This is a genomic window from Bacillus sp. HMA207 (assembly GCF_003402455.1).
GTDB classification, from domain to species: Bacteria; Bacillota; Bacilli; order Bacillales; family Bacillaceae_G; genus Bacillus_A; species Bacillus_A cereus.
Genome location: NZ_BEZT01000002.1, coordinates 507906 through 534068, shown reverse-complemented (window position 1 = coordinate 534068; position 26163 = coordinate 507906). Strand labels below are relative to the sequence as shown.

Sequence of the window (26163 nt, the reverse complement as noted above, 5' to 3'; positions counted from 1 at the left end):
CCTCGTATTTAACTTCGGTATTGGTATTGTTATCATTTTATTTGTTTTCTTTGTACTTTGTATGAGTGGTGTGTAACAGTCTTTTATGCTGATAACTCTTTTAAAGTATCACTTAATTTGAACTTTCTTAATTGTAATGACGCAATCAATGCTGCCCCCACTCCAAGCATCACGCTAGCTAAAGCCAGTATGACCACTTGATTATACGGAATAATAATAACCGTTAACTCTAAGCTTGATAACACTATATAACTAAACAAAATCCCACCAAAAATGCCAATGCAACCAGCTATCGCTCCAAGTAAAGTTCCCTCTAATAAAACGATCCTTCTCATTTGCTTTGGGATAGCTCCTACCGCACGAATCATACTAATTTCAGCACGTCTTTCATGTAAACTTGCTACTATCGCATTCATTAATCCTATACCAGAAATAATGAAAACAATTACAACTAACAAGCTAATTAACATCATCATTTGCGATAATAACTGCTCTTGTTCTTTCAATAAATCATAACTGTTTATAACTTCTATATTCTCTTTATTCTTTGTAATTTCTTTTACTTGCTTCTTAATTGCTTCAAATGACTGATTAGAATTTGTCATAATTTGAATCGCTTCATATCCTTGTACGTGAAACTTATCGCGAGCCCATTGTTCATTTACAAAAACATCTAACCCTCTTAACCTTAATCCTTGCTCAATAATTGAAACGACTTTAATCGTTTGTTTTTCTTTTCCCTTTCCTTGTACTTCAAACGTATCTTGCAACTGAATCCCTAAATTTTTAGCCACTTCCTTCGTAATGACTCCCTCACCATCTTCTAATGGCTTATTTAAAGTTTGTCCTGCAATCACTTTCGCCTTTGTTACTTTCTGATACGCTACAATATCATTACCTACAACTTCCATTGAATCAGAGTTCAAATTGTTTTTTTTCATAAATTCATACCATTCTTGATTCGCTTTTTTAAAGTCATAATTCACAAGCTTTGCTGTAAAGTCAGTAGCATTCCCAACACTCGTCTCTACACCATCAATTTTTTTAACCTTCTCCATCCAACTAAACGGTAATGTTTCTATTCCTTGCGACTCTACTGGAATTCTTACTACTAAGTCCGCTGGTAAATGTTTTTGTAATCCTTTTTTCATACCTTCATACATAGAGTTTACATACATCGTTCCAACAAGTGCTAACATAAAACCAAATGCTAGTATAGCAACCGACACAGCTGCCTTATTTCGATAACGAATGACATTCCGGCTACTAATCGTCGTTTCAATTCGTAATATCATTTGAATCGGTTTTGCAATCACTGGTGCTATCACGCGAATAAATAACGGGATCGCAAATAACAAACCGACCGCGAATAAAAGCGCTCCTATCGCACTTGGATTAAAACCGATATACTCCTCTAATACACTACCTGCTAGCCCAATAACAGTACCAATAATTAAAATGCTAAGGCTAAAAGCACTCCATCTTTTTTCTTTCTTCTCATTACTAGGAAGACCTGGGCGGAGTGCTTGAACTGGTGGAATCTTTCTAACCATGAAAGCTGGTATAATAGCCCCTATGATAGACATAACAATCCCTAGTAAAAAAGTAATGAGTAAAATCTCACTTAAAATCGAGAATGATACTTCCCCTGCCCCCTCAATATTCACCCATTTGTTAATGAATGATGCTGCAATTGTTTGCGTACCTGCCCCAAGAATAACCCCTGCTAACGATCCGATCGCTCCGATGCATAAAGCCTCTAATAAAACGACTACTATAATTTGATTTGGGTTACTACCGAGTGCACGTAATAATGCCCATTGCTTAAATCGACTTCTGACAGATAAGAAGAAACTTCCCATTATTAAAAGGGCTACTACAAATAAGGCAATACCACCTAAACTAAAAATTAAAGGCTTCATTACATTTAGTCGTTCAAATGCCTTATCGACATAAGTACGTTGATCCACCTTTATATTTTCTATCTTCTTATTTACATCAAGAGCAATCGCCCTTTTCACATTTACATCGGCTGTTTTCACTTGAACGAGATTAAACTAATTTGGTAGATTTAATTCTTTTTGAAGCCACTGGATTGGAAAATAAGCCCCATGCCCCATTGCCGCCATTAACGGCGGATTTAAAATGCCGACGACTTTCACATTCTTTTCTCCATGTTGTGGGAATGGCAGTTTAATCGTATCTCCCAATCGTATATTTTCACGTTCTGTATACCCTTTTGTCAGCGCTACTTCAGCACCTTTTTTCGGATATCGCCCTTCTACTATTTTATAAGAATGCATTTCTGGAGAATCTTGCTCAACACCCCAATAGGACGGTTTTCCCGATAACTCTTTATAATGCGGAAAAGGATATGGTATAAGTGCTTTTGATATTTTCTTAGCATTTTCTAAGCCATCTATTCCCTTTAAACTTTCATTATTTAAATACATATCGTTTTTTATATAGCCAAATTGTAAATTATAATCTCCATATCGGCTTACTACTTGTTCCTTCACACTCTTCTCTACTGATTGATTTCCTAGCAATAACATCGTCGCTAACATAACACCTAAAGCTGCACCGAGAGCAATCAACATATTTCGCAGCCAATTTTGTTTCATCGATTTTACTGCATACTTAATTACCCATCGCATCACCTTTACCCCCTACTTTAAAGTGGCGATTCATAATCTCTTGAATGTGAGTAACTTGTTGTGGGATATTTCGAAACTTCCACCCTTTACTTTCAGCATGTTCATGAATCACTTCACCATCAAATAAGAAAACAACTTTATCCGCATGAGCCGCTACGAACGGGTCGTGCGTTACAATAACAGCTGTTTGCCCTAACTCATCACACGCATTGCGAAGTGCCGCAATTATGTTTTTGCTATTTTCCGAATCTAATGCCCCTGTTGGCTCATCCGCTAATATAATTGCCGGTTCATTTGCAAAAGCTCTTGCTATCGCAACCCTTTGCTGTTGCCCGCCTGATAACTGTGCTGGTAAATGTTTTTCTTTTTCCTTCAATCCAACAAGTTCTAATAAACGAGTTGCTGTCACCGTTGCCTTCTTTTGCGAGACATTATCTAACAGTAACGGTAACCCTACATTCTCTTCTGCACTAAACACTGGAATCAAATTAAACTGCTGAAAAATAAAACCGATTTTATGCCTTCTAAATAAAGCGAGCTCTTTTTCTTTTAATGTGGAAATCTCTGTACCATCAACTCGAATACTACCTACCGATGGAATATCTAATCCACCTAACAACTGAAGTAAGGTCGTTTTACCCGAGCCACTTGCTCCCATAATACAAACGAAATCTCCTTTTTGAATTTGAAGATTAATGCCTTTTAATATCTTGACTTTACTATCTCCAATATCAAATGATTTTTCTAACCTTTCAATCTCAATAATATTCATCCCCATATCCCCTTCTCTCTCTATTTATCAATCTATATATTCTATTCAAAATACAAACTTCCTACTATTTTGTATTTTTTTGTAACATACTAATATTTCTCATGTCAGAAAAATTGACTCTCGTAAAAAAAGTAACCATAATAGTTACACGAATACATAAAAGCTATTCACATATCCACAAATAGGAGGAAGAAAAATGAAACATGTAATCGTTTATGCACACCCGAATACAGAAAGCTTCAACCATGCGATTTTAGAAACGGTAAAAAGTGAATTAGAAGGAAAAGGTCACGAAGTACGCGTTCGCGATCTATACGAATTAAACTTTAATCCAGTATTAGGCGCTTCCGATTTCATCTCATTTTCTCAAGGAAATACACCAGAAGATATTAAAGAAGAACAAGAGCATATCTCTTGGGCTGATAGCATTACATTCATTTATCCAGTGTGGTGGGCGGGACTTCCTGCTATTTTAAAAGGATACGTTGACCGTGTATTTAGCCACGGATTCGCTTATGCTTACGGTGAAAACGGTATTGAAAAGTTATTAAGCGGTAAAAAAGGATTGTTATTATCTACAATGGGAAATACGAAAGAAGCATACACAGCAGGCGGCATGTTTGATGCAATGAAGAAAACAGCGGATGTTGGTATTTTTGAATTTACAGGCATTGAAACAATTGAGCATACATTCTATACAAGTGTTCCTTCTGTGGATGACAGTGTGCGTAAACAATATCTTGAAGAGGTTAAAGACGTTGTGAATCGTGCATTCTAATAAAAAACTCCGGTTGTTAAAACCGGAGTTTTTTTATTTCACCATTAATTTCGGAATATATCTTTGAAGAATGCTTTCTAATTCATTCATATCTTCCTTTCTAATAAGTAAATTCACATTGTCATTCATTTTTTCTCTCCCGCGATATAAAAATATATTTTCTTTTGGATTTTCCCATGTTGATGTTTTATAGCCTTTCAATTCTTCATATGAATAAAAGTTTAATCCATCTATTACACCTTTTTCATATATTTGTACACTTTTAATAAGATGTATAGCTATTAAAGTCATAAAACAACTTGCTACAGCATGAATACCTAGCTGAATAAAAAACTGTTCAACTGTATCAATATCGCCACTTACGTACTGAGCATATATATACATACATTGTCCAATGAAATATGTTGGTCCAAGTAATGCAATCCAACGTCTTTTCACCCGAGGATACATTGCAATAAGTTTTCCTGCGCTTTTTTTCATTTCATTTATTTTATATATTTTCCATAGAACAAAGAACAAAACGCATAATGTAAAAACAAGCATAATACATGACATCCAGTACATTCTTATTCCTCCCTTATATCAATACATTTAAATTTTACATTCCGTATACCTATAGTACATATGCAATTATGCATAAAAAAACAGGTAACCTCTTCCGGCTACCTGCATTTCATTACATCTTCTCAATCCACTCCGTCAAGTTATGCACAACTTGCGTTGGTTGTACTTCATATTCTGTTAACTTCTCCACAGTTGTGACTCCAGTGTGGACAAGAAGGGTATGCATACCAGCATTTATTCCTGCTAAAATGTCTGTATCGTAGTTATCCCCAACCATTAATGCTTCATTTTTTTCTATGCCAAGCACTTTTAAAGCTTGTTCCATAATGATTGATTCTGGTTTTCCGATAAAGATTGGATCCACACCTGTTGATACTGCTACAACTGATGTTAATGAGCCGTTACCTGGTAATAATCCTCGCTCAGTTGGAATGGCAATATCCCCATTTGTAGAAATAAACGTCGCGCCATTACGCACAGCAAGACACGCTTTTGCTAATTTTTCATATGTGATGTCACGATCTAAACCCACAACAACGAAATCAGGATTTTCATCCACAAGTTCAAATCCTTTTTCCACAAGTGCATCGTGTAAGCCTTCTTCACCAATCATATATACAGTTGCGTCTTGTTTACGTTCATAAATGAAGTTCGCAGTCGCCATACTCGTTGTGAATACTTGCTCTGCTTTCGCTGGAATATCGAAACGAACAAGCTTTTCTGCTACCTGTTCCGGTTTGCGAGTTGAGTTATTCGTAACGAATAAATATGGAATGCCGCGCTCTCCTAATGCTTTTACGAAGTCGCTTGCTTCTTCAATTTGTTCTTCTCCGCGATACATCGTACCGTCTAAGTCAATTAAGTAACCTTTATACATCGATTATGTCTCTCCTTCTATACTAACGTTCTCACCTTATCATACCACTCTTATATTACCCGCTTTTCCAAAAGAAAAAAACGCTTTACCTTAAAGCGCCCCATAACGTTCATTTTTTCTCTTTTATTTGGTAAGAACAACTACAATCGCCCTCGCACATATTTGCTAGCGTTTTCACTTCTGCGTTCGTAAATAAACGCTTATACATTTCTTTTTCATCTTCACACACTTGCGGGAATCTCTCGGCAATTTCCTTTAACGGACAGTTTTGTTTTTCAATTACGAAAGATTTCTCTCCATCTCTCTTTATTTGAACCATATAACCATTTTTCTCTTGCATAGCTGCTATCTCTTGCACTTTATATGCTAAATTCTTTTGATTACTCACTCTCTTTTGTAACTGTTCTTCCATTCGCTTCGTTCTCTCTTTTAAAACGTAACGAAGTATTTTTTCATCGCCCATTCGAGCTAAATCTTCTAGCATATCAATCGCAAATTGCTTATACTCTTTCGGGAATGTATCTTCTCCCTTTTCGCTTAATCCATACAAATAAGTTGGTCTTCCGACATGTTGCCTTACCATCTTAGAATAAATGAGTCCGTCTTTCTCAAGATTACTTAAATGTCTTCGAATCGCCATTTCTGTAATCTCTAAAACGTCAGCTAGTTCCGCTACCGTGTGCTCTCCCTTTACTTTCAACAATTGTACAATCTCGTCTTTCGTAGTACGTGCTTCCCCCATACTTCACCCTTCTCCCTTTTCTTTCTCACATACAATATAAGATCCCCAAAAGGCATTCTCTGGGGATCTTATAAGCATAATTATTCTGGTACAAATGCAGATACAGGTCCTAATTCCTTTTCTAAATAACTGCGAATATTTGCTGGATATTTCTCTACCACTGCAATATGTTTTTGAATCGTCTTATATAATTCATCATGATTCATTTGAATATAATCTTGCGTAAGCATTTTTCGAAGAAGGATAATTTCTTTCATCCCTTGTCCATCTTCTTCACTTATCACTCGCTCGTCCATTAAAATATCAATAATATCTTCATAGCTTCCTGGATCACGCATAATAAATCCATCAATCATCGCATTTCCTACATCTAATACACAATCAATAATAAGATGGGCTATGCGCTCTAATGCGTAAAATTCAAACTCGGTTTCATATATCTTTTTCTCTTGAAATGTACTTGTTGCTCGTTCTAAACATACTAGCATTTGTTCTATTTTCTTTCTGTCTACAAAATACATGAATGTCACCTACCTGGAAATTAAAGCATTTACATTTTAATTGTAACGCTTTCTTCTGAAAAAATCGACAATTTTTCGAATTCACCTTTTCTCCGTTATTTGTTATAGTTATATTTGTATGATTTTTGAAATTGGAGGAATGGAATCTTGGAACGTGAACTCGCACTAGAAATTGTCCGTGTAACAGAAGCAGCAGCCTTAGCATCCGCACAGTGGATGGGCCGCGGAAAGAAAAATGAAGCAGATGATGCAGCAACTACAGCAATGCGTGATATGTTCGATTCAGTAAACATGGCAGGTACAGTTGTAATTGGTGAAGGAGAACTTGATGAAGCACCGATGTTGTATATTGGTGAAGAACTAGGAACAGGTAACGGTCCAGAAGTAGATATCGCCGTTGATCCATTAGAAGGTACAAACATCGTTGCAAAAGGTCTTGCAAATGCAATGGCAGTTATTGCAATCGCAGACAAAGGGAACCTTCTTCATGCTCCTGATATGTACATGGAAAAAATCGCGGTTGGTCCAAAAGCAGCTGGTAAAATTAGCTTAGATGATCCAATTGAAAAAACAATTGAAATTGTAGCAGAAGCTAACAATAAAAAGATTCGCGATCTAACAGTTATCGTTCAAGAACGTGAACGTCATCAAGATATTATTGACCGTGTTCGTGCAAAAGGTGCACGCGTAAAATTATTTGGTGACGGTGATGTTGGTGCGTCAATCGCAACAGCACTACCTGGAACGGGTATCGACTTATTCGTAGGTATTGGCGGAGCTCCAGAAGGTGTTATTTCTGCAGCAGCATTAAAATGCCTTGAAGGTGAAATGCAAGCTCGCTTAGTTCCAATGAACGAAGAAGAAGAAGCTCGTTGTCGTGAAATGGGATTAGAAGACGCTCGTCAACTTCTTATGTTAGATGACTTAGTATCCGGGGATGATGCAATCTTCTCAGCAACTGGTGTATCTGCTGGTGAGTTATTAGACGGTGTTAAATTCCTTGGTGGAGATTTAGCTGAAACATACTCTATCGTAATGCGTTACAAAACAAGAACAGTACGATTCATTAAAACGCATCACCATTTAGATCATAAACCACACTTAAACTTAGATATTTAATAAAGGAGCCATGTGTATGGAAGAACGTTTCTTTCTGTACGACGATACTGTCGCTACAAAAACTCGTTTCGTTAGCTTTATGGGAGAAAATGAGCGTCACGATTTAGCGCTATTATACTCCGATCGTCATTACGGTAAAACAATTGTCCTTGATATGCAACGCAATAAATTTGCAATCATCGGTGCTGACGATTTAAACGAACCAGGCTACTTAGAGCACGCATTTTCTATGACTGAAGAAATTGCAGAAGAATTACGCTCATTTTTATTTGAACTTATATAATTTATCGTATGCACCAGCTATTTTAGCTGGTGTTTTTTCATTGTAATTATTTTTAATTTTCAAACTAATATGTTATAATTAAGAATAAATCTATTTGGATAGAAAGGACGTTATCTACGTATGCCAACATTTACTTTGTAATGGACCAGCAATTGGATAGCATTACTCTCAAAAAAGCACCACGCTTTTTCAAGGGAGTAGTCTGCCCATTCCCATTACAAAGGAACGTAACGCATCTGTAGTATGATGTTTACGGAGGTTCCTAAGGGAACCTCCTTTTATTTTTGTCTTTTTCTCATGTCTTCATACTACAAGACATCCAAATAGCTGTATTACGTTTCTTTGCCACTACTATAAGAGGTGAAGAAAAATGCAGAAAGTACAACTTTCTTGGAGTTTATATGAAAATGAGCAAAACACAATCGAAAAGTATTGTAAAAATTGCAGACGCACTACCCTATTTACCGACACAAATATTCGTAGGCATAACGCCAACGGAAAAAACATATACCGCTTTGCCATTTATAAATGTCCGAAAGATCATACGTGGAATCAAAAACTGCGTATTTATAAATCATTTACTGATCACGTTGAAACAGTCGATATGACGCAGCAAGATCAAGCCGAAACAACTACTACTATTTCCATTATGCAACATAAAGAAAACGGCATAGCTAAAATCACGATCGTATTAGACATCGTTTTCGGTTCCCACCGCATCGATAAAGCCTTATCCACATATATTTCCGACTGGAGCCGTACACGCATTGTGGATAAAATTAAAAATGGGGATATTCAATTGAATGGACAACAAATGAAGCCAAATACAATACTATCTGAAGGAGATTATATCTCGATTTGTTTATAATGCAAAAAATCCTCTTACAATCGTAAGAGGATTTTTTTATTTCTTCACTTTTCGTAATACAAAATGTGCGCAACCGAAGTTACAGTACTCGTATAAATACTCCGTTAACGTACTAATTTTCGTATCATATGTCGCACGTTGGTTACTATCATCAAAGAATCCGCGCAATCTAAGTTGCTCATATCCCCAGTCCCCAACGATGTAATCATATTTATTTAAAATTTCTGCATAGCGCTCTTTAAATGCTTCTTCACTAAAACCGTCACGAAAGTTTTTAATTACTTCGTACTGAACATTATTAATGCTCACCGTAGCATGAATCTCTTGCTTTTGCTCCATCATTAACTTCCTCTCTAAGCATTCTTCTTTTTATCGTATCACAAAGCATAACAACCAACAATTTCAAATACAAAAAATTGCAAATTAGTACATGCTATGGAGAAGGAGGTGATACATCGTGAAAAAACAAATTTTACTTTCCCTTCTCACTCTTTCCTTATTTGCAGGCTGCCAATCAGCGAACAAAGCTGAAATGGAACGTGAAGAAGGAAGCCGTGTTCTTGTTTCCAATAAAAACGACATGTATCATACGGAAAATACAAATACAAGACTCACAAGAGTCGGTTATTCTTCTAAACAAAAGCATGAAGTATCTAACAAACAAGTAGGGGCCATTAATCGCGAGAAGGTCGCTGAAATGATTACAAGCATGACAGTCAAACTTCCTGACGTTACAAACGCTGCTACACTCGTTACTGATGATGAAGTGTTCGTTGTATACCGTGCAAACACAACGGATCCAAAACTCGTAGCGGATCAAGTATATAGAGCTGCTTTGTCTATCGTTCCTCGCTATTATAAAGCATATGTATCAACAGACCAAAAGTTGATTTCTCAAATTCAAGGGCTTCAATCTGGCGCATTAAATGATACAGAATATACACAAAGCCTCGATATGTTAAAACGAGAAATGAGTAAAAATCCTCATTTGAACAATACGGGAGATCAGACTTTGAATGATATGATTAAAAAGTAAAACAGGTGGAGAAAATCTCCACCTGTTTTACTTTTTATTTTTTATTACGATCCGCATAAACCTCCATCGCATCACACATAAACTGCGCTAATCCCTCACCAAACTTATCAATATTTTTCGTAAAACGCTCATCAGCGACGTACATTTGACCGAGTCCTTTAAAAGCATCTAACGAATATTCACCGAAGTTTTGCAAGTAATCGTACCATACTTTAATAGCTGCCTGCGCCTCTTTAGAATCTGGTGCATCGTGTCTAAGCGTTGCTAAATTTCTATAAATAGCATTAAACTCCTCTTGGTTCTCTTTTGACATACCTTTTGCATATTCGTTCGCTTTATCTACAGCTGCGTCTCCCCATTTTTCACGTGCTTCTTCTTCATATGGGTTATGGCTGAAATCGAATCCTTCAAATTTCTCTTTATTCGTCATTTCAATCTCTCCTTTTGTATGCTGAATTGTTTTATCAATCGTCGCAATCACCTTATCTAATCTGGCACGCTTTTCAAGAAGCATCTTCTTATGAAGCTGTAGTGCCTCTTCGCGATCAAATGATGGACTCATGATAATCTCTTTAATTTTCTTCAAAGGGAAGCCAAGCTCTTTAAAAAACAAAATTTGCTGCAATGTCTCTAAATTTTCATTGGAATACAGACGATATCCAGACTCTGTCGTCTCGTCTGGGGTTAACAACCCAATTTCATCGTAATGATGCAGTGTGCGCACACTAATTCCAACTAAATCAGCTACTTCTTTTACTCTCATTGTAATTTGTATCTCCCCCTTAGTACATACGATAAAGTATGACGCAACGTTAGAGTCAATAAGTAAATTCATTTTCTTTCTAAAAGTTTCATCTCTCCCCTATTTCATGCATAATAGATATGTACATATATTAGAAAGCGGTGAAAGTATGGTTTCAAATACTGTAATTGCCAGCATCATTTTTCAACTTATTGTCTCGATTCTGGTCCCAATTATCGTACTCGTTTATTTCCGTAAAAAATATAATATGAATTGGAAAGTGGTCGGCGTTGGTGTTCTTATCTTTATCGGATTCACCCAAATTCTTGAAACACCATTCCACCTATTTATGCGCGGTAATCCAACAATCGCTCCATTTTTAGAAAATCCGTTTGTCTTCGCAATTTATGGCGGATTGACTGCTGGTATTTTTGAAGAATTAGGACGCTTCGTTGCCTTCTTCTTCTTACTAAAAAAATATCTAGAATATAAAGATGGCTTCGCTTATGGAATTGGTCACGGCGGAATTGAATCTATTTTAATTGGCGGTTTTTCTGCATTACAAGCATTAATCTTTGCTAATTCTATTAACGATGGTAGCTTCGCTCGACTGATTGAACAAAAACCCGAGCTTAGCATTTTACAGGACATGTTAATTCAGCAACCTGCCTACTTATACTTCCTTGGTAGCTTAGAAAGAATTATGGCACTCGTGCTTCAAATCGCCTTTACAATGCTTGTTTTATACGCAGTCAAACAGAAGAAATATATCTTCCTAGTATACGCTATACTATTCCACGCATTTGTAGACTTTTTCGCGGCACTTTACCAAACAAAAACAATCAATATCTTTGTTGCCGAAGGAATTACCCTTCTCTTCACAATTGGGGCTGTCGTTCTTATTCGCAAGATGAAAGCGAAATTAATGAGTGTGCCGGAGTAAAAAATAACCCACCGATTGGTGGGTTATTTTTTATGGATTGTCGCAATGGTGATAGCTTTTTCCTTCTTGCAGCTCCCTCTTTGTTTCTGCATCTATAACGATGTACTTATGGAACTCTTCTACTTCATTTTGAGTAAAAGAAGCGAAAAAATAAACTTGGCGATCAGGGTGAACAAAAAAATCTTGAAGCACCACTCTACTTCGACAACCGACAGCTGTTTTTTGCAGGAAAGAAAATTCCTCATCAGCCACTTCTTTAAATGAAATTTTTTTACGAACACTATATGCTGCATTTTTGTACTCTTTATAGATTTTCTTATCTAACTGTTTATAAAAAACATCCTCACTCACAAATGACTTATTTTGATTGCTTGGATAATTTAGTTTTCGGTTGGATTCTGCATATGTTGTGGACAATTGCGCAAGAAAACAAATAATGAATACGATACATATCATTTTTTTCATGATTGCACCTCAAATGTTCATTATCCACATTACTTTTCCACATATTTAAATCAATATGCTGTTTCCAATAAAAAGGAATTATTTCTACATTTGTCGAAGTATATAGCGTCAACTTGAAAGATGGGGATGAATTATGAAGAAAATTATTGTAATACGACATTGTTCAGCAATTGGGCAAAAACGTGATGATGAATTAACGACCGATGGAAAAGACCAAGCTAACACCCTTGCTACATTCCTCTTAGAAAATCATCTACAAATCGATCATATTATTTCAAGCCCATTTGTCCGAGCTATCGATTCCATTCGGCCCTATGCGCTCCAAGCTAACTTATCTATCCAAGAAGATGAACGATTAACTGAACGCATATTGAGCAACATTCCAATGGATGATTGGATGCAAAAACTAGAATCTACTTTTACAAATATAGATATTGCCTTTTCAGGCGGAGAGTCAACAAAACAAGCAACAGACCGGGCCCTATCGCTTATTCAAGACGTTTTACAATTAAACCATACGACAACACTACTTGTTACACATGGCAATTTACTTACACTCATTTTAAAGCATTTTGATCATACGATTGGCTTTAATGAATGGAGAACTCTAACGAATCCTGATATTTACGAAATTACAATCGACGAACAATGTATCATAAAACGCTTATGGGAAGCATCGTCCAAGTAATATCCCTTTCCAAAACATTCAGTTGACGCCACGAGAAGAGACTGTTCTAACAATAGAAAGGGGTATCATTTCATATGTACGAAGACGTACTTGCTTTACTACATAAAACAAATGTTTCTTATGAAAAATTCGAACACGAACCAGTACTCGATTATGAGACCGATCGGATCGTACGTGAGAGACTTGGCTTACAAGGCACTCCAAGTAAAAGCTTATTTTTAAAATCAAAGTCTGGAGATTATTACGTATTTTTTACGTTAGAGGGCACAAGGCTCAACCGGGGCGAGATGAAAGAACTATCAGGAGAACGCTTATCTCTCTGTTCTCCTGATGAACTGCGAGACAAAACTGGTTGTACGCCGGGATGTGTGGCTCCTTTCGGATATTCACACGATGTAACAATTATTGTGGATAACGCTATTTATACGTACGATAAAATTTTAATTACACCTGGTGTTCCTGAATTTACAATTGAATTATCCACAGAAGAATTAAAAAAGATTTTATTAACATGTCCAAATACCGTTTTAGAGTACAAACAAAAAGAGAGCTAATCATTAGCTCTCTTTTTTTCATTATTTAGCTTCTGCTGTTTTTTCTTTTGCAGAACGTACTTGCTCGTCCGCATGGTAAGAAGAACGCACAAGTGGGCCAGCTTCACAGTGGCTAAATCCTTTGCTAAGTGCAATTTCTTTAAGCTCTGCAAATTCTGCTGGTGGGTAATATTTAAGAACTGGTAAATGCTTCTTAGATGGTTGTAGGTATTGCCCAAGAGTTAAAATATCCACATTGTTTGCACGTAAGTCATCCATTGCTTCAATTAAATCTTCTCTCGTTTCACCTAAGCCCACCATAATGCTCGATTTAGTTGGAATATCAGGCTGCATTTCTTTCGCTCGACGTAAAAACTCTAATGAACGTTCATATTTTGCTCTAGCGCGAACTCGGTCAGATAATCGACGTACTGTTTCAATGTTATGGTTTAAAATATCTGGTTTTGCATCCATTAACATTTTTAAGTTTTCTTCTACTCCACCCATATCAGATGGTAATACTTCGATAGACGTGAATGGGTTTTTACGACGTACTGCGCGTACTGTTTCAGCAAAAACAGCTGCTCCCCCGTCCTTTAAATCATCACGTGCAACCGCTGTTATAACAACGTGCTTTAAGCCCATTTGTACTACTGAATCTGCTACGCGTTCTGGTTCTTGTAAATCAAGCTCAGTTGGTAAGCCTGTTTTAACCGCACAAAAACGACAAGCACGTGTACAAACCGCACCTAAAATCATAAATGTTGCTGTTTTTCTTACAGCCCAGCATTCATGAATATTCGGACATTTTGCCTCTTCACAAACGGTATGAAGATTCTTAGAACGCATCATTTTCTTTAAGCCTGTATAGTTTTCATTCGTGTTTAACTTAATTTTCAACCATTCGGGCTTGCGCTTATATTCTGTTTGTTTTGTCATGGTTATCAACTCCGCACAATATGAAATAGTTTACCGTGTTCGCTTCTTTCAATGTAACATATCTATTCTAACGTATGAAAGCGATTTGCTCAAATGAAGATTCTAAGATTTTTTCCAATCGTTCCCTATAATGAAATACTCCGTATATCCCACACTAAAAAGAGTGATGTTGTGAAAGGAGTCTATTTCATGCTTCGAAAAATTTCTCTTTTGCTTTCTATTTGTTTTCTTCTCCACCAAAACATCGCTTACGGTGAAGATAATCAGCAAAGCATATACGAAAAGCGCATGGCACTATATAAAGAAACCGAGCAGTCTTCAGGCATTCCATGGTATTACTTAGCTGCAATGGATCAATATGAAAGAAATATACGGAGCGTAAGAAAAGATATTCCGAAAAAACCAGATGCCATCATTTCCCTTTATTTCAAACCAGAAATATGGGCTGGACCTATTAATAGTAACGATACTCTCCCCCATACAATTTCTCTATTTGGCGGAATAGGTTTAGATGGTGACAAAGATGGATTTGCAAATGCAAATAGCGACCGTGATCTTCTGCATACCGCAGCGACTATTTTAAGGAAACAAGGAACGTCAGAAGACCGTATTAAAATTATGCTCTGGGAATATTATAGACGTGCAAAAACAGTTGATTTAATTAGCGAATATGCCCAAATTTATAAACATTATGGACGTATTAATTTAGAGGGAAATGCTTTTCCTCTTCCGATCCGTAGTGACCATAGCTACCGTAGTACTTTCGGCGCTGGAAGAAGTTTTGGGGGTAGAAGGATTCATGAAGGAACCGATATTTTTGCCAGATATGGCGTGCCAGTAAGATCGACTTGCTATGGCATTATTGAAACGAAAGGTTGGAACCGCCTTGGTGGATGGCGCATTGGTATTCGCGACCTTCATAACAATTACCATTATTACGCTCATTTAGGCGGGTTCTCAAAAGAAATACAGCTTGGACAAATTGTTGAGCCAGGGAAAGTAATTGGATTTGTTGGTAGCACTGGTTATGGACCTCCTGGTACAGCCGGAAAATTTCCGCCCCACTTACATTTTGGCATGTATAAAGACAATGGCTATACAGAATGGGCCTTCGATCCATACATGCATTTAAGCCTTTGGGAACGCAAAGAACGAGCAAATACAAAACGATAACCGTAGCTGCATTGCTACGGTTATTTTTTATCCATTAAAAGCCTGGCTGAGCCGGGTTTCACTTTATTTACAACTAACTATCTGTTTTCTTTTTATCAGGTACAGCAACACTTCCACTTCCATAATACGTAGGCACTTCCCCTTGAACGATACGCGTCGCAATCGGAACATTTTGTTTCACCGTTATCTCTTTCGTATGAAATGGAATAATTACTTGCAATGTTACTTCCATTTCCATAACAATTTGAATTGCTGTAGTATTAATCCCATGCGGCTCAATTTTTTGTTTAATATTTGTATTCACATGCCCAATTGGCGTGAAATGAATCGGAATATCCGGTCCTATATTACCAAGAAGTGCATTATCAGTTACACGCCCAAAAGGAACTGCCATAGTCGCCCCGTTTTTTTCAGAAATACCTAGCTCCTTCAACTTCCCTTGTTCTACTTGCTGCAAATATTTTTCTATGTACGTGGTCGTTGACGTTACGATTTCATTTACTTGCTTTGTATTTAAATTAATTGTAGATACTTTTCCGTTTTTATCATTCTGTACTTTCATTAATGAATCTACATCGAATCCTTCATTAATTCGATCCTTTACTGCCTTCGTCATAATTGCCGTCGCCATTTTATGCGTCTCTACTTCCCCATATTTAATTAAGGTCGGCTGAATATTATTATTCACAATCCACAACCCTTGCGTAAGTAATATAATAAAAAGAATAAACGACATAAGCAGTATATACCGAAAGGCAATAGGTCCCCTTCGAAACCGCGAGTTTTTCGAGCGAAATATACTCATAAAAAAACCTCCTTCTTATATCATTTCTATGCAAGAAGGAGGGACGATATATGCTTATCTCATTTTTAATAATGCTTCTTTTCCAATCGTTCCTGCTGGAATGCCTAATGCTTCAGCTCCAGTCGTTACCGATTCTAGCGGCGCTTCAAGAAGTTGTTCAATCGTTCTTACACCAACCGCACGGCCAGCAATAATTCCTCGATCACCTAACTTCTCATTTAAAAGACCTACATCTAATGCACCGCACATAATATATCCTTTATCGCTCATTACAGCTAGCAAATTTGTCTTTGGAAGTTTCACGCTAACCGCAATAAACGTATAATTATCAATTATAATTGGCTCCACATTAACCATAGTTCACACTCCTCTCTTTCTTATCTGTATGACAAGAGAAAAATGAGTGTTACAAGTTAACTAGCCTATAGTTTAACGGAAGATGTATAAGTTATTAACATATCTGTTAACACATCTCTAAGTAGTTCTGGCATATAATATTGTTTGTCAGAAAGTGTGGATAGCTCTGGGTATAAGTAGCCAAATGTAAACATATCAATTGTTCCTACTGTATATATACGATCTAATTCCAGCGATTCCCCGTTAATTAATACATCTTCGAGTAAAATTTTATTCCTAGGAATCGTATCTGGAATTACTTCTACACCCGCGTAAATCATTTTCCCCATCACTTTCCCACGAAATCCGAATCCTTTCACCTCAAGATTCTCCATATTCGGCTTACGTGCTTTCAAAATAACTTCTCTTAATATCTTTCCTGGAACTTTCAAAGCACACGGATTAATTGGATGTGGACAAATTCTGTGAATATCTCCGCGCGTTACGACACCCTCTTCTAACCCTTCAAGAAGTACACCAGCATTCACCATGCCAATTTCTGCACCGCACCATGTTTTCAGCGCACTTGCTAACATATGAGAAAACGGCGTCTCATGAAACCAATCAACCTGTAATGACTCTTTTAAATGAACGACAGGCTCTGCCATTATATGCTTACTTTCTTCCTGCAGTATTTCAATTGTGGATAACGGCTCGCTATAAGCACCTAACCGTTCCGTCTTAATCGCTCTACCGTCCTTTTTCAACAGCTTCTTCGTCTCTTTATCCACATTAAGCTGCACGTGCCCAACGTAACGTCCCCACTTTTCACAGCAACAAAGTAAAGTATTATTCATTAGAACACCACGCTCAAATAAATGATGCGTATGTGCCCCTAAAATAACATCTATATCATAATGCTCTGCCATATACTCATCCATACTTTTTCCAAGGTGAGAAAGGACAACTGTTATATGAGCCTCATCTCTCACTTCTTCTAAAATAGACTCTAAATGGATAAGCGGATCTTCAATATGCCAATCGAGCATTTGATAAAACTCTGGATACGCAACAGTTAACCCGATAAAAGCAATCGTAATCCCATCTGTCGTTGTATGTAATTTATAAGGCTTTGCCCATGATGGACGTACACCTTCTTTTTCAAATAAATTTGCAACAAGTACTTCAAATCCAGCATCATCATAGAGCCGATTTAAATGCTCTTTCGCTAACGTAATTCCTTCATTATTTCCGATCGTTACATAATCATATAACGCCTCATTTAAAAGCTTCGTATTCCCAAGCCCATTTGTCGCTTCCGAAATACTATGAAAACGATCCACATGATCGCCGATATCAATCGTCAAAACAGTCTCTCCCGCTTCCTGTCTTCGCTTTTTCTCCCCTAGAACAAACCGAGAAATTTGCGGCCAATTTTCAAAATGACTATGTATATCGTTTGTATGATAAAGGTGGATGATTGTTTCTTTATTTGTATTCAGAGAAAAAACCTCCTCTCAGTTCCTTACTGCCATTTACGCTATGCGCACACAATAATCCTGTAAATACTTTTCGTCTTTTCTTGCTATTTTACATTGTACTCGCATTGTGAGAAAAAGCAAAAGATTGTCCTTTTTATATGAGAAACTTTTGCTAATGCAGGAAAAAATTCCAGATAGTGGAGGGAGGGGTGGATTTGTCAAAAAGTTTAATAGAGAATTCAGTGGGTGGTTGTTCAAGTGGATTTATCAGTATCTTTGTCTTAAAGCTAGTCGTTCTCTGTCCTTATAAAATGTTTGGGGTATGTGAGGATTTTCTTTTGTCTTATCTTGTCGACAAATCGATATTCCTTGTCGAAACGTTGATATATTGAAATAATCGTTGATATATTCCCGTTTATGATCGATATATTTGAAAAATCGTTGATATATTTAGCTGAACACCCACCCGGGTATCCTCTCCCGAGCCAAGCCAAGCCAAATCCGCAAAACAAAAAAGCGCCCTGCACAGCAGGACGCTTTCTTCATACATATATTATCCAGTTCCAGCGGCTAGAATAAGCCGCTGCCACTTTTAAATATTGTCCAGCTTCGCCTCCTAGACCTTCATGTCTAAGAACCTTCCGCACGAGAAGATAAAAAGCATCTTCTGTGCGAAAGAACCTTAGCCAACGGGTCTGAACAGTCGGCTCCGCATTTCTATTTAACCAATAGAACCTTCCATCTCAAACTTGATTAGGCGGTTCATTTCAACTGCGTATTCCATTGGAAGTTCGCGAGTGAATGGCTCGATGAAGCCCATTACGATCATTTCTGTAGCTTCTTGCTCAGAAATACCGCGGCTCATTAGGTAGAATAATTGTTCTTCTGATACTTTCGATACTTTCGCTTCGTGCTCAAGTGAAACGTAATCGTTTTTGATTTCGTTGTAAGGAATTGTATCAGATGTAGATTGGTTATCCATGATTAACGTGTCACACTCGATGTTAGAGCGAGAATTTTTCGCTTTTGGTCCGAAGTGTACGATACCACGGTAAGTTACTTTACCACCATGCTTCGCAATCGATTTAGAAACGATTGTTGAAGACGTGTTTGGTGCTAAGTGAATCATTTTCGCACCAGCATCTTGGTGTTGGCCTTTACCAGCAATCGCGATAGATAATGTTAAACCACGAGCGCCTTCGCCTTTTAAGATAACTGCTGGGTATTTCATCGTTAATTTAGATCCGATGTTACCGTCAATCCATTCCATCGTTGCGTTTTCTTCACAAACCGCACGTTTTGTAACTAGGTTGTATACGTTGTTCGCCCAGTTTTGGATTGTTGTATAACGGCAATATGCATCTTTCTTAATGATGATTTCTACTACCGCACTGTGAAGTGAGTTAGTCGTGTAAACAGGTGCTGTACAACCTTCTACGTAGTGTACGTGTGCGCCTTCGTCTACGATGATAAGCGTACGCTCGAATTGTCCCATATTTTCAGAGTTAATACGGAAATACGCTTGAAGTGGTGTATCAACTTTAACACCTTTTGGAACGTAGATGAATGATCCACCAGACCAAACTGCAGAGTTTAATGCAGAGAATTTGTTGTCTGTTGGTGGGATTACTTTTCCGAAATGCTCACGGAAAATATCTTCGTTCTCTTTTAATGCGCTATCTGTATCTTTGAAGACGATTCCTAGAGCTTCTAGGTCTTCTTTCATGTTGTGGTATACAACTTCAGATTCGTACTGTGCAGATACACCAGCTAAATATTTTTGCTCAGCTTCTGGAATACCTAATTTATCAAATGTTGCTTTAATTTCATCAGGTACTTCATCCCAAGACTTCTCAGATTTCTCAGATGGTTTTACGTAGTACGTAATTTCATCGAAATCTAAGTCGTTTAAGTCGCCGCCCCATTGTGGCATTGGCATTTCGTAGAACTTATCCAGTGATTTTAAACGGAAGTCTAACATCCACTGTGGTTCTTCTTTCATACGTGAAATTTCTTCAACGATTTCTTTTGTTAAACCGCGTCCAGCACGGAAAATCGAAACGTCTTTGTCTTTGAAACCATATTTATAATCGCCGATATCTGGCAGTTGCTTCGCCATGTTGGTGTGTCCCTCCTTAGATAACCTCGTTTTTAGGAACCTTTAACATTACTTATCTTCGTTTAAGCCCTTTTCTAACGCTTTCCACGCTAATGTTGCACATTTAATACGTGCAGGGAACTTGCATACGCCTTGTAATGCTTCAATATCTCCTAAATCGATGCTGTCATCGTACTCTTTTCCTAGCATCATGTCAGAGAAAATTTTCGAAAGCTGAAGTGCTTCTTCAATTTTCTTACCTTTTACTGCTTGTGTCATCATTGAAGCTGAAGACATTGAGATTGAACATCCTTCACCTTCAAACTTCGCCTCTTGCACAATACCTTCTTCTACTTTCATCGTAAGTTGAATACGATCGCCGCAAGTTGGATTGTTCAAGTTAACGGTGACACTATCTTCTAACACGCCATGGTTACGAGGATTTTTGTAATGATCCATAATAACTTGACGATATAACGTATCTAAATTATTAAATGACATTTGTGAAATACTCCTTTGTCTTGATTAGCGATTCAACAAATGTATCAATTTCTTCTTTTGTATTATATAAATAGAAGCTCGCACGTGCTGTTGAAGAAGCTTTTAGCCACTTCATAAGCGGTTGTGCACAGTGATGTCCTGCGCGAACTGCAATGCCTTCTACATCTAATACAGTCGCTACATCGTGAGGATGTACGTCTTCAATATTAAATGTAACAAGACCAGCGCGATGCTTTGGACCATAAATTGTAACGCCATCTACTTCTGATAGTCTTTCTAAAGCGTATTGCGCTAATTCATGCTCATGCTTTTCAATATTATCAAGACCGATTTCTTCTAGGAAATCAATTGCCGCACCAAGTCCGATTGCATTACCGATAATCGGTGTACCTGCTTCAAACTTCCACGGAAGCTCTTTCCACGTAGATTCTTGTAAATCTACGAAATCAATCATTTCACCGCCAAATTCAATTGGCTCCATATTGTTCAGCAATTCTTTTTTACCATATAATACGCCGATACCTGTAGGTCCGCACATCTTATGAGCAGATAATGCGTAGAAATCACAGTTTAAATCTTGTACATCCACTTTCATGTGAGGTGTACTTTGTGCACCATCAACGACCATAATTGCGCCATTTTCGTGTGCAATTGCTCCGATTTCTTTTACAGGGTTAATCGTTCCAAGTACGTTTGATACTTGCATAATAGAAACGATTTTTGTATTCGGTGTAACTGTTTGACGAACATCTTCTAAAGAAATTGTACCGTCTGGTTGAAGCGGAAGGTATTTTAAAGTTGCACCAGTTTTCTTCGCAACTTGTTGCCACGGAATGATATTACTATGGTGCTCCATGTAAGAAATAACGATTTCATCGCCCTCTTTTACATTTTCAAGACCATAGCTAGCTGCTACTGTATTTAATGCAGTTGTCGTTCCGCGCGTGAAAATAATCTCTTCCATTGATTTCGCGTTGATAAACTTGCGAACTTTCTCACGTGCACCTTCATACGCGTCGGTAGCTTTCGTACCGAGCGTATGAACACCGCGATGCACGTTAGAATTATATTCTTTATAGTAACGTTCTAACGTTTCAATGACTTGAATTGGTTTTTGAGAAGTTGCTGCACTATCGAAATAAACAAGTTGTTTGCCGTTCACTTTTTGATCAAGAATTGGAAACTGTTTGCGTATTTCATGAATATTCATTAGCGAACTTTCCTTTCAATTACCTCAACAAGCTGTGCCTTTACTCCTTCAATTGGAAGCTCATTAACTACAGGTGCTAAGAATCCATGGATGACTAAACGTTCTGCTTCGCGTTTTGGAATACCACGGCTCATCAAGTAGTATAGTTGGACTGGATCTACGCGACCTACTGAAGCTGCGTGACCTGCCATTACATCATCTTCGTCGATTAAAAGAATTGGGTTTGCATCACCGCGTGCTTTTTCATCTAACATAAGAACGCGAGAAGATTGTTGTGCATTTGATTTAGATGCACCGTGTTCAATCTTACCAATTCCGTTAAAGATAGATGTTGCACTATCTTTTTGTACACCGTGTTTTAAAATCCAACCTTCAGAGTGTTTACCGAAGTGAACAACTTTAGTTGTAAAGTTTTGTGTTTGGTTACCACGGCCAATTGTTACTGTTTTCGTATCAGCATATGAACCGTCGCCCATTAAGTTCGTAACGTTCTCTGAAATTGTGTTTCCGTCATTCATAAGGCCTAGAGCCCAATCAATACGGCCGTCGCGTCCTACAACGCCGCGGCGGTTAACGTAAGTTGTTACGTCTTTTGCTAATAGATCAACCGCACCGAATTTCACTTGTGCGCCTTGTTCCACGATTACTTCTGCCACGATATTTGCAATACCTTTAGCATTTTCATTTGCAACATAGTTTTCTACATAAGTTGCAGTACTGTTCGCATCAGCTACGAATAGCACGTGATTATATACATTAGCTTCTTCGCCATCTACTAAGAATACAGCTTGAAGTGGAGTTTCAAGAACAACGTTTTTCGGAACATATACGAATGCACCGCCGTTGATTAATGCAGCATGAAGTGCAGTTAGACGATGCTCGTCTACTTTCACGCCGTCTTTCATTAAGTACTTTTGTACTAGTTCAGCATGCTCAGTTGCAGCTGTTACGATGTCTGTGAAAATAACACCTTTTTCTTTTGCTTCGTCTGCTAAAGAAACGAACGCAGTTGTACCAGTACGTTGCACTAATACGCTGTTATTTTCATCGATTAAGTTTTTCACTGCTTCTGGAAGTTCAGTTAAAGAACTTACAGGCTCTTGCTTAGCAGCGTCGCCTTTTCCGATAAAGTCCCATTTGTCAATTTTCGTTTTATCAGGCGTTGGCATTGGAAGTTCAGTTGCTTGTGCAAGAGCTTGTAAGCGGAACTCAGTCAACCAAGCTGCTTCGTTTACTTCGCTTGCGCGTTGACGGATTGTTTCTTGATCGAAAGGTAATGTACCGATTGTCATGTTTATGCTCCTCTCTTACGCTTCTTGCTCTGTTGTTTCGTCTTCAATACCTAATTCTTTTTTAATCCAGTCGTAACCTTCAGCTTCTAGACGTTGTGCAAGCTCAGGGCCACCAGATTTAACGATACGACCGTTCATCATAACGTGAACGAAGTCTGGAGTGATGTAGTTTAATAAACGTTGGTAATGCGTAATCATTAGGCAACCGAACTCTTCGCCGCGCATTTCGTTAATACCTTTAGATACAACTTTTAATGCATCGATATCAAGACCTGAGTCAATTTCATCTAAGATTGCGATTTTTGGCTCAATCATCATTAATTGAAGAATTTCGTTACGTTTTTTCTCTCCACCAGAGAAACCTTCGTTTAAGTAACGTTGTGCCATTTCTGGATCCATTTCTAGGAATTCCATGTTTTTATCTAATGTACGGATAAATTTCATAAGAGAAATTTCATCGCCTTCTTCACGACGTGCATTAATTGCAGAACGTAAGAAGTCAGCGTTTGTTACTCCGCTAATTTCACTTGGATATTGCATTGCTAGGAATAGACCCGCTTGTGCGCGCTCGTCTACTTCCATTTCTAATACATCTTCACCGTCGATGATGATGCTACCTTCTGTTACTTCATACTTTGGGTGACCCATAATTGCAGAAGATAAAGTTGATTTACCTGTTCCGTTAGGTCCCATAATTGCGTGGATTTCTCCACCTTTTACTTCAAGGTTTACACCCTTTAAAATTTCTTTGCCATCAATTGATACGTGTAAGTCTTTAACCGTTAATGTAGAACCAGCCATCTCAATACCTCCATTAATCCTATATATACATTTTAAAAATTCCTAAAACGTTCATATTCTCATTTTATTCTCATTCTAATTTTATATCAAATAAAATGATATCGCAAACGACGAAAAAAAGTAACCGTTTTTTCACAAATGTATATAAGTATTTCCTTCACATCTTTCTATGATACACCTTTCTTCTTATTTATATAAAGAAAAAAGGACTGGTAATTTTCCAGCCCTTTCCTTATATTTATTCACTTACCGGAAGTACAGCACCTTTATATTCTTTATTAATAAAATCTTGAATTTCTTTTGAATGTAGCACTTCTACTAGCTCTTTAATTTCTTTTTTCTTCTCATCACCTTTACGAACTGCAATGATGTTTGCATACGGAGAGTCTGATCCTTCAATCGCAATTGCATCCTTTGTTGGATTTAATTTTGCATCAATTGCATAGTTTGAATTAATAAATAAAGCATCTCCCTCATTATTTTCATACAATTTCGGTGAAAGTCCAGGTTCAACATCTGTTTTAAATTTTAAGTTTTTCGGGTTTTCTACAACATCTTTTACTGTTGCTTTAACAACATCTACTCCGCCTTTTAATTTAATAACGCCACCTTTTTGTAACAATGCTAACATACGGCCACGCTCCGCTACGTTATTACTCATAATCACTGTCCCGCCATCTGGTAAGTCTTTTAAGCTTTTATATTTCTTAGAATAAATACCCATTGGTTCTAAATGGATTTTTCCTGCGTTTACAATTTTATATCCCTTTTCTTGAATTTCTTTATCTAAGTAAGGAATGTGCTGGAAGTAGTTCGCATCAATTTCTTTATCCGCTAAAGCCTTATTCGGCAACACATAATCTTGGAATTTTTTAATTTCTAATTTAATACCCTTTTTCTCTAAAATCGGCTGTGCCTTTTCTAAAATAACAGCGTGTGGCACGTTAGAAGCTCCCACAACAAGCTTATTCTCCTCTTTGCTCCCGCAAGCAGCTAATGTAAATACAGACAACGCTGTAACAACTGACAGTAGAACCTTTTTCATATGATTTCCCCTTCTCCCCAATGGTTATGTAGTTATAAAAAGAGCCGGCATACACCAGCCCTCTTCAGCAATTATTCTTTTACAGGAACAACTGCCCCTTTATATTCTTTATTAATGAAGTCTTCAATTTCTTTAGAATGCAATACTTCTACAAGAGCTTTAATCTCTTTCTTATCTTTATCGCCTTTACGAACAGCTACTATGTTTGCGTATGGTGAATCATTTCCTTCAATTGCAATTGCATCTTTTTCCGGATTTAACTTTGCATCAATTGCATAGTTAGAGTTAATTAAAACAGCGTCGCCTTCTTTATTGTTATACACTTGTGGCAATAAACCAGGCTCGATATCCGTTTTGAATTTTAGATTTTTCGGATTATCTGCAATATCTTTTGTAGTTGCTTTAACTGGATCTATTCCGTCTTTAATTTTTAAAATACCTTCTTTTTGTAAAATTGCTAAACCACGTCCGTGGTCAGCAACTGAATTACTCATAATAATTGTCGCACCATCTGGAAGCTCTTTTAAACTCTTATACTTTTGAGAGTACACACCAATTGGTTCTAAATGAATCTTTCCTGCTACTTCAAAGTCATACTTTTTATCTTTAATTTCTTTTTCTAAATACGGAATATGCTGGAAGTAGTTTGCATCTAATTCCTTATCCGCTAACGATTTATTTGGTAATACGTAGTCTTGGAATTTTTTAATTTCTAATTCAATTCCTTTTTTCTCAAGTAAAGGTTTTGCCTTTTCTAAAATAACAGCGTGCGGTACGTTAGAAGCACCAACAACAAGTTTCTTTTCATCTTTATCTTTCCCGCCACAAGCAGCTAATCCAAAAATTGAAGTTGAAATAAGTGCCGTAAGTAATAATTTTTTCATTTGAAACATC

At 37.3% G+C, this 26163-nt stretch carries 28 protein-coding genes and 1 pseudogene; 9 read left to right on the top strand and 20 right to left on the bottom strand.

Going from position 1 to position 26163, the window contains the following annotated elements; all coding sequences use genetic code 11:
• Window positions 1-83: 83 nt before the first annotated feature.
• Together HMAS_RS23220 and HMAS_RS23215 are read right to left on the bottom strand one after the other, a co-directional pair.
• Window positions 84-2657, bottom strand: a pseudogene (locus HMAS_RS23220) (FtsX-like permease family protein).
• Entirely contained in the window at window positions 2641-3429 is a 789-nt protein-coding gene (locus HMAS_RS23215; RefSeq protein WP_061113736.1) for an ABC transporter ATP-binding protein, read from the bottom strand. Before HMAS_RS23215 ends, HMAS_RS23220 begins: the two are co-directional and overlap by 17 nt.
• Before the next feature lie 196 nt (window positions 3430-3625).
• Here HMAS_RS23215 and HMAS_RS23210 point away from each other — a divergent pair, with 196 nt between their 5' ends.
• Entirely contained in the window at window positions 3626-4207 is a 582-nt protein-coding gene (locus tag HMAS_RS23210; protein ID WP_000683439.1) for an NAD(P)H-dependent oxidoreductase, read from the top strand.
• A gap of 33 nt (window positions 4208-4240) precedes the next feature.
• Here HMAS_RS23210 and HMAS_RS23205 read toward each other — a convergent pair whose 3' ends face one another.
• The 4 genes from HMAS_RS23205 to HMAS_RS23190 form a co-directional block, all read right to left on the bottom strand.
• On the bottom strand, window positions 4241-4771 hold the full coding sequence (locus HMAS_RS23205; RefSeq protein ID WP_000289911.1) for a hypothetical protein: 531 nt from the start codon (window positions 4769-4771) through the stop codon (window positions 4241-4243).
• Window positions 4772-4883: 112 nt separating this feature from the next.
• Window positions 4884-5648 (bottom strand): TIGR01457 family HAD-type hydrolase, encoded by a 765-nt coding sequence (locus tag HMAS_RS23200; protein WP_000276467.1) that lies wholly within the window; start codon window positions 5646-5648, stop codon window positions 4884-4886.
• Window positions 5649-5757: 109 nt separating this feature from the next.
• The gene (locus tag HMAS_RS23195) at window positions 5758-6390 is read right to left on the bottom strand and encodes a helix-turn-helix transcriptional regulator (RefSeq protein ID WP_000503345.1); all 633 of its coding nucleotides are present in this window, start codon (window positions 6388-6390) and stop codon (window positions 5758-5760) included.
• A gap of 80 nt (window positions 6391-6470) precedes the next feature.
• A complete protein-coding gene (locus HMAS_RS23190) occupies window positions 6471-6911 on the bottom strand; it encodes a DUF86 domain-containing protein (protein WP_000274006.1) in 441 nt (146 codons plus the stop codon).
• Between the two features lie 147 nt (window positions 6912-7058).
• Here HMAS_RS23190 and glpX point away from each other — a divergent pair, with 147 nt between their 5' ends.
• From glpX to HMAS_RS23175, 3 genes are all read left to right on the top strand, one after another.
• Complete coding sequence (gene glpX / locus HMAS_RS23185) at window positions 7059-8030, top strand: class II fructose-bisphosphatase (protein WP_116345055.1); 972 nt, start codon at window positions 7059-7061, stop codon at window positions 8028-8030.
• Between the two features lie 16 nt (window positions 8031-8046).
• A complete protein-coding gene (locus HMAS_RS23180) occupies window positions 8047-8313 on the top strand; it encodes a DUF3055 domain-containing protein (RefSeq protein WP_000392606.1) in 267 nt (88 codons plus the stop codon).
• 370 nt (window positions 8314-8683) lie between these two features.
• Complete coding sequence (locus HMAS_RS23175; protein ID WP_001174575.1) at window positions 8684-9181, top strand: hypothetical protein; 498 nt, start codon at window positions 8684-8686, stop codon at window positions 9179-9181.
• Between the two features lie 36 nt (window positions 9182-9217).
• Here the strand turns inward: HMAS_RS23175 and HMAS_RS23170 are convergent, their stop codons facing one another.
• Window positions 9218-9520 (bottom strand): YutD family protein, encoded by a 303-nt coding sequence (locus HMAS_RS23170; protein WP_000435943.1) that lies wholly within the window; start codon window positions 9518-9520, stop codon window positions 9218-9220.
• Between the two features lie 118 nt (window positions 9521-9638).
• Here HMAS_RS23170 and HMAS_RS23165 point away from each other — a divergent pair, with 118 nt between their 5' ends.
• Window positions 9639-10217 (top strand): YhcN/YlaJ family sporulation lipoprotein, encoded by a 579-nt coding sequence (locus HMAS_RS23165; protein WP_000744132.1) that lies wholly within the window; start codon window positions 9639-9641, stop codon window positions 10215-10217.
• Window positions 10218-10251: 34 nt separating this feature from the next.
• Here the strand turns inward: HMAS_RS23165 and HMAS_RS23160 are convergent, their stop codons facing one another.
• On the bottom strand, window positions 10252-10986 hold the full coding sequence (locus HMAS_RS23160) for a MerR family transcriptional regulator (protein WP_000178775.1): 735 nt from the start codon (window positions 10984-10986) through the stop codon (window positions 10252-10254).
• A 100-nt stretch (window positions 10987-11086) separates the two neighbouring features.
• Between HMAS_RS23160 and HMAS_RS23155 the strand changes: the two genes are divergently transcribed.
• On the top strand, window positions 11087-11902 hold the full coding sequence (locus tag HMAS_RS23155; protein ID WP_002164635.1) for a YhfC family intramembrane metalloprotease: 816 nt from the start codon (window positions 11087-11089) through the stop codon (window positions 11900-11902).
• 30 nt (window positions 11903-11932) lie between these two features.
• Here HMAS_RS23155 and HMAS_RS23150 read toward each other — a convergent pair whose 3' ends face one another.
• A complete protein-coding gene (locus HMAS_RS23150; protein ID WP_000738181.1) occupies window positions 11933-12367 on the bottom strand; it encodes a hypothetical protein in 435 nt (144 codons plus the stop codon).
• A gap of 133 nt (window positions 12368-12500) precedes the next feature.
• Here HMAS_RS23150 and HMAS_RS23145 point away from each other — a divergent pair, with 133 nt between their 5' ends.
• Together HMAS_RS23145 and HMAS_RS23140 are read left to right on the top strand one after the other, a co-directional pair.
• Window positions 12501-13055: a histidine phosphatase family protein gene (locus tag HMAS_RS23145; RefSeq protein ID WP_000721022.1), complete on the top strand. Its 555-nt coding sequence runs from the start codon at window positions 12501-12503 to the stop codon at window positions 13053-13055.
• Window positions 13056-13129: 74 nt separating this feature from the next.
• Entirely contained in the window at window positions 13130-13609 is a 480-nt protein-coding gene (locus HMAS_RS23140) for a YbaK/EbsC family protein (protein WP_000272746.1), read from the top strand.
• A gap of 21 nt (window positions 13610-13630) precedes the next feature.
• Here HMAS_RS23140 and lipA read toward each other — a convergent pair whose 3' ends face one another.
• Window positions 13631-14527: a lipoyl synthase gene (gene lipA / locus HMAS_RS23135; protein ID WP_000166372.1), complete on the bottom strand. Its 897-nt coding sequence runs from the start codon at window positions 14525-14527 to the stop codon at window positions 13631-13633.
• Window positions 14528-14716: 189 nt separating this feature from the next.
• Between lipA and HMAS_RS23130 the strand changes: the two genes are divergently transcribed.
• On the top strand, window positions 14717-15700 hold the full coding sequence (locus HMAS_RS23130; protein WP_087964787.1) for a M23 family metallopeptidase: 984 nt from the start codon (window positions 14717-14719) through the stop codon (window positions 15698-15700).
• 73 nt (window positions 15701-15773) lie between these two features.
• Here HMAS_RS23130 and yunB read toward each other — a convergent pair whose 3' ends face one another.
• The 10 genes from yunB to metQ (HMAS_RS23075) form a co-directional block, all read right to left on the bottom strand.
• Window positions 15774-16505 (bottom strand): sporulation protein YunB, encoded by a 732-nt coding sequence (yunB, locus tag HMAS_RS23125; protein ID WP_012593364.1) that lies wholly within the window; start codon window positions 16503-16505, stop codon window positions 15774-15776.
• Between the two features lie 54 nt (window positions 16506-16559).
• A complete protein-coding gene (locus HMAS_RS23120) occupies window positions 16560-16862 on the bottom strand; it encodes a YunC family protein (protein WP_000248466.1) in 303 nt (100 codons plus the stop codon).
• A gap of 65 nt (window positions 16863-16927) precedes the next feature.
• Window positions 16928-18319, bottom strand: a complete 1392-nt coding sequence (locus HMAS_RS23115) for a bifunctional metallophosphatase/5'-nucleotidase (RefSeq protein WP_074618716.1) — start codon at window positions 18317-18319, stop codon at window positions 16928-16930.
• A gap of 724 nt (window positions 18320-19043) precedes the next feature.
• Entirely contained in the window at window positions 19044-20441 is a 1398-nt protein-coding gene (gene sufB / locus HMAS_RS23105; protein ID WP_001118827.1) for a Fe-S cluster assembly protein SufB, read from the bottom strand.
• A gap of 48 nt (window positions 20442-20489) precedes the next feature.
• On the bottom strand, window positions 20490-20921 hold the full coding sequence (gene sufU / locus HMAS_RS23100; protein WP_000009523.1) for a Fe-S cluster assembly sulfur transfer protein SufU: 432 nt from the start codon (window positions 20919-20921) through the stop codon (window positions 20490-20492).
• On the bottom strand, window positions 20911-22131 hold the full coding sequence (gene sufS, locus HMAS_RS23095; RefSeq protein ID WP_001020767.1) for a cysteine desulfurase SufS: 1221 nt from the start codon (window positions 22129-22131) through the stop codon (window positions 20911-20913). The genes sufU and sufS overlap by 11 nt, the downstream gene beginning before the upstream one ends.
• Window positions 22131-23423 carry a Fe-S cluster assembly protein SufD gene (sufD, locus tag HMAS_RS23090; RefSeq protein ID WP_000152167.1) on the bottom strand — a complete coding sequence of 431 codons (1293 nt, stop codon included), beginning with the start codon at window positions 23421-23423 and terminating at the stop codon, window positions 22131-22133. Before sufD ends, sufS begins: the two co-directional genes overlap by 1 nt.
• 15 nt (window positions 23424-23438) lie before the next feature.
• Complete coding sequence (sufC, locus tag HMAS_RS23085) at window positions 23439-24224, bottom strand: Fe-S cluster assembly ATPase SufC (RefSeq protein ID WP_000929160.1); 786 nt, start codon at window positions 24222-24224, stop codon at window positions 23439-23441.
• 238 nt (window positions 24225-24462) lie between these two features.
• The gene (gene metQ / locus HMAS_RS23080) at window positions 24463-25269 is read right to left on the bottom strand and encodes a methionine ABC transporter substrate-binding lipoprotein MetQ (RefSeq protein WP_000757014.1); all 807 of its coding nucleotides are present in this window, start codon (window positions 25267-25269) and stop codon (window positions 24463-24465) included.
• A 71-nt stretch (window positions 25270-25340) separates the two neighbouring features.
• Complete coding sequence (metQ, locus tag HMAS_RS23075; protein WP_000735102.1) at window positions 25341-26153, bottom strand: methionine ABC transporter substrate-binding lipoprotein MetQ; 813 nt, start codon at window positions 26151-26153, stop codon at window positions 25341-25343.
• Between the last annotated feature and the right edge of the window lie 10 nt (window positions 26154-26163).

Coding starts and splice junctions, on each gene's coding strand:
- sufB (WP_001118827.1), bottom strand. CDS start 20,441: ATGGCGAAGCAACTGCCAGATATCGGCGATTATAAATATGGTTTCAAA.
- HMAS_RS23170 (WP_000435943.1), bottom strand. CDS start 9,520: ATGGAGCAAAAGCAAGAGATTCATGCTACGGTGAGCATTAATAATGTT.
- HMAS_RS23195 (WP_000503345.1), bottom strand. CDS start 6,390: ATGGGGGAAGCACGTACTACGAAAGACGAGATTGTACAATTGTTGAAA.
- sufU (WP_000009523.1), bottom strand. CDS start 20,921: ATGTCATTTAATAATTTAGATACGTTATATCGTCAAGTTATTATGGAT.
- HMAS_RS23190 (WP_000274006.1), bottom strand. CDS start 6,911: ATGTATTTTGTAGACAGAAAGAAAATAGAACAAATGCTAGTATGTTTA.
- sufS (WP_001020767.1), bottom strand. CDS start 22,131: ATGAATATTCATGAAATACGCAAACAGTTTCCAATTCTTGATCAAAAA.
- HMAS_RS23155 (WP_002164635.1), top strand. CDS start 11,087: ATGCATAATAGATATGTACATATATTAGAAAGCGGTGAAAGTATGGTT.
- HMAS_RS23150 (WP_000738181.1), bottom strand. CDS start 12,367: ATGAAAAAAATGATATGTATCGTATTCATTATTTGTTTTCTTGCGCAA.
- HMAS_RS23200 (WP_000276467.1), bottom strand. CDS start 5,648: ATGTATAAAGGTTACTTAATTGACTTAGACGGTACGATGTATCGCGGA.
- metQ (WP_000757014.1), bottom strand. CDS start 25,269: ATGAAAAAGGTTCTACTGTCAGTTGTTACAGCGTTGTCTGTATTTACA.
- HMAS_RS23145 (WP_000721022.1), top strand. CDS start 12,501: ATGAAGAAAATTATTGTAATACGACATTGTTCAGCAATTGGGCAAAAA.
- HMAS_RS23120 (WP_000248466.1), bottom strand. CDS start 16,862: ATGGTTAATGTGGAGCCAATTATAATTGATAATTATACGTTTATTGCG.
- HMAS_RS23205 (WP_000289911.1), bottom strand. CDS start 4,771: ATGTACTGGATGTCATGTATTATGCTTGTTTTTACATTATGCGTTTTG.
- sufC (WP_000929160.1), bottom strand. CDS start 24,224: ATGGCTGGTTCTACATTAACGGTTAAAGACTTACACGTATCAATTGAT.
- HMAS_RS23140 (WP_000272746.1), top strand. CDS start 13,130: ATGTACGAAGACGTACTTGCTTTACTACATAAAACAAATGTTTCTTAT.
- HMAS_RS23215 (WP_061113736.1), bottom strand. CDS start 3,429: ATGAATATTATTGAGATTGAAAGGTTAGAAAAATCATTTGATATTGGA.
- HMAS_RS23180 (WP_000392606.1), top strand. CDS start 8,047: ATGGAAGAACGTTTCTTTCTGTACGACGATACTGTCGCTACAAAAACT.
- lipA (WP_000166372.1), bottom strand. CDS start 14,527: ATGACAAAACAAACAGAATATAAGCGCAAGCCCGAATGGTTGAAAATT.
- yunB (WP_012593364.1), bottom strand. CDS start 16,505: ATGAGTATATTTCGCTCGAAAAACTCGCGGTTTCGAAGGGGACCTATT.
- HMAS_RS23210 (WP_000683439.1), top strand. CDS start 3,626: ATGAAACATGTAATCGTTTATGCACACCCGAATACAGAAAGCTTCAAC.
- HMAS_RS23130 (WP_087964787.1), top strand. CDS start 14,717: ATGCTTCGAAAAATTTCTCTTTTGCTTTCTATTTGTTTTCTTCTCCAC.
- HMAS_RS23175 (WP_001174575.1), top strand. CDS start 8,684: ATGCAGAAAGTACAACTTTCTTGGAGTTTATATGAAAATGAGCAAAAC.
- metQ (WP_000735102.1), bottom strand. CDS start 26,153: ATGAAAAAATTATTACTTACGGCACTTATTTCAACTTCAATTTTTGGA.
- sufD (WP_000152167.1), bottom strand. CDS start 23,423: ATGACAATCGGTACATTACCTTTCGATCAAGAAACAATCCGTCAACGC.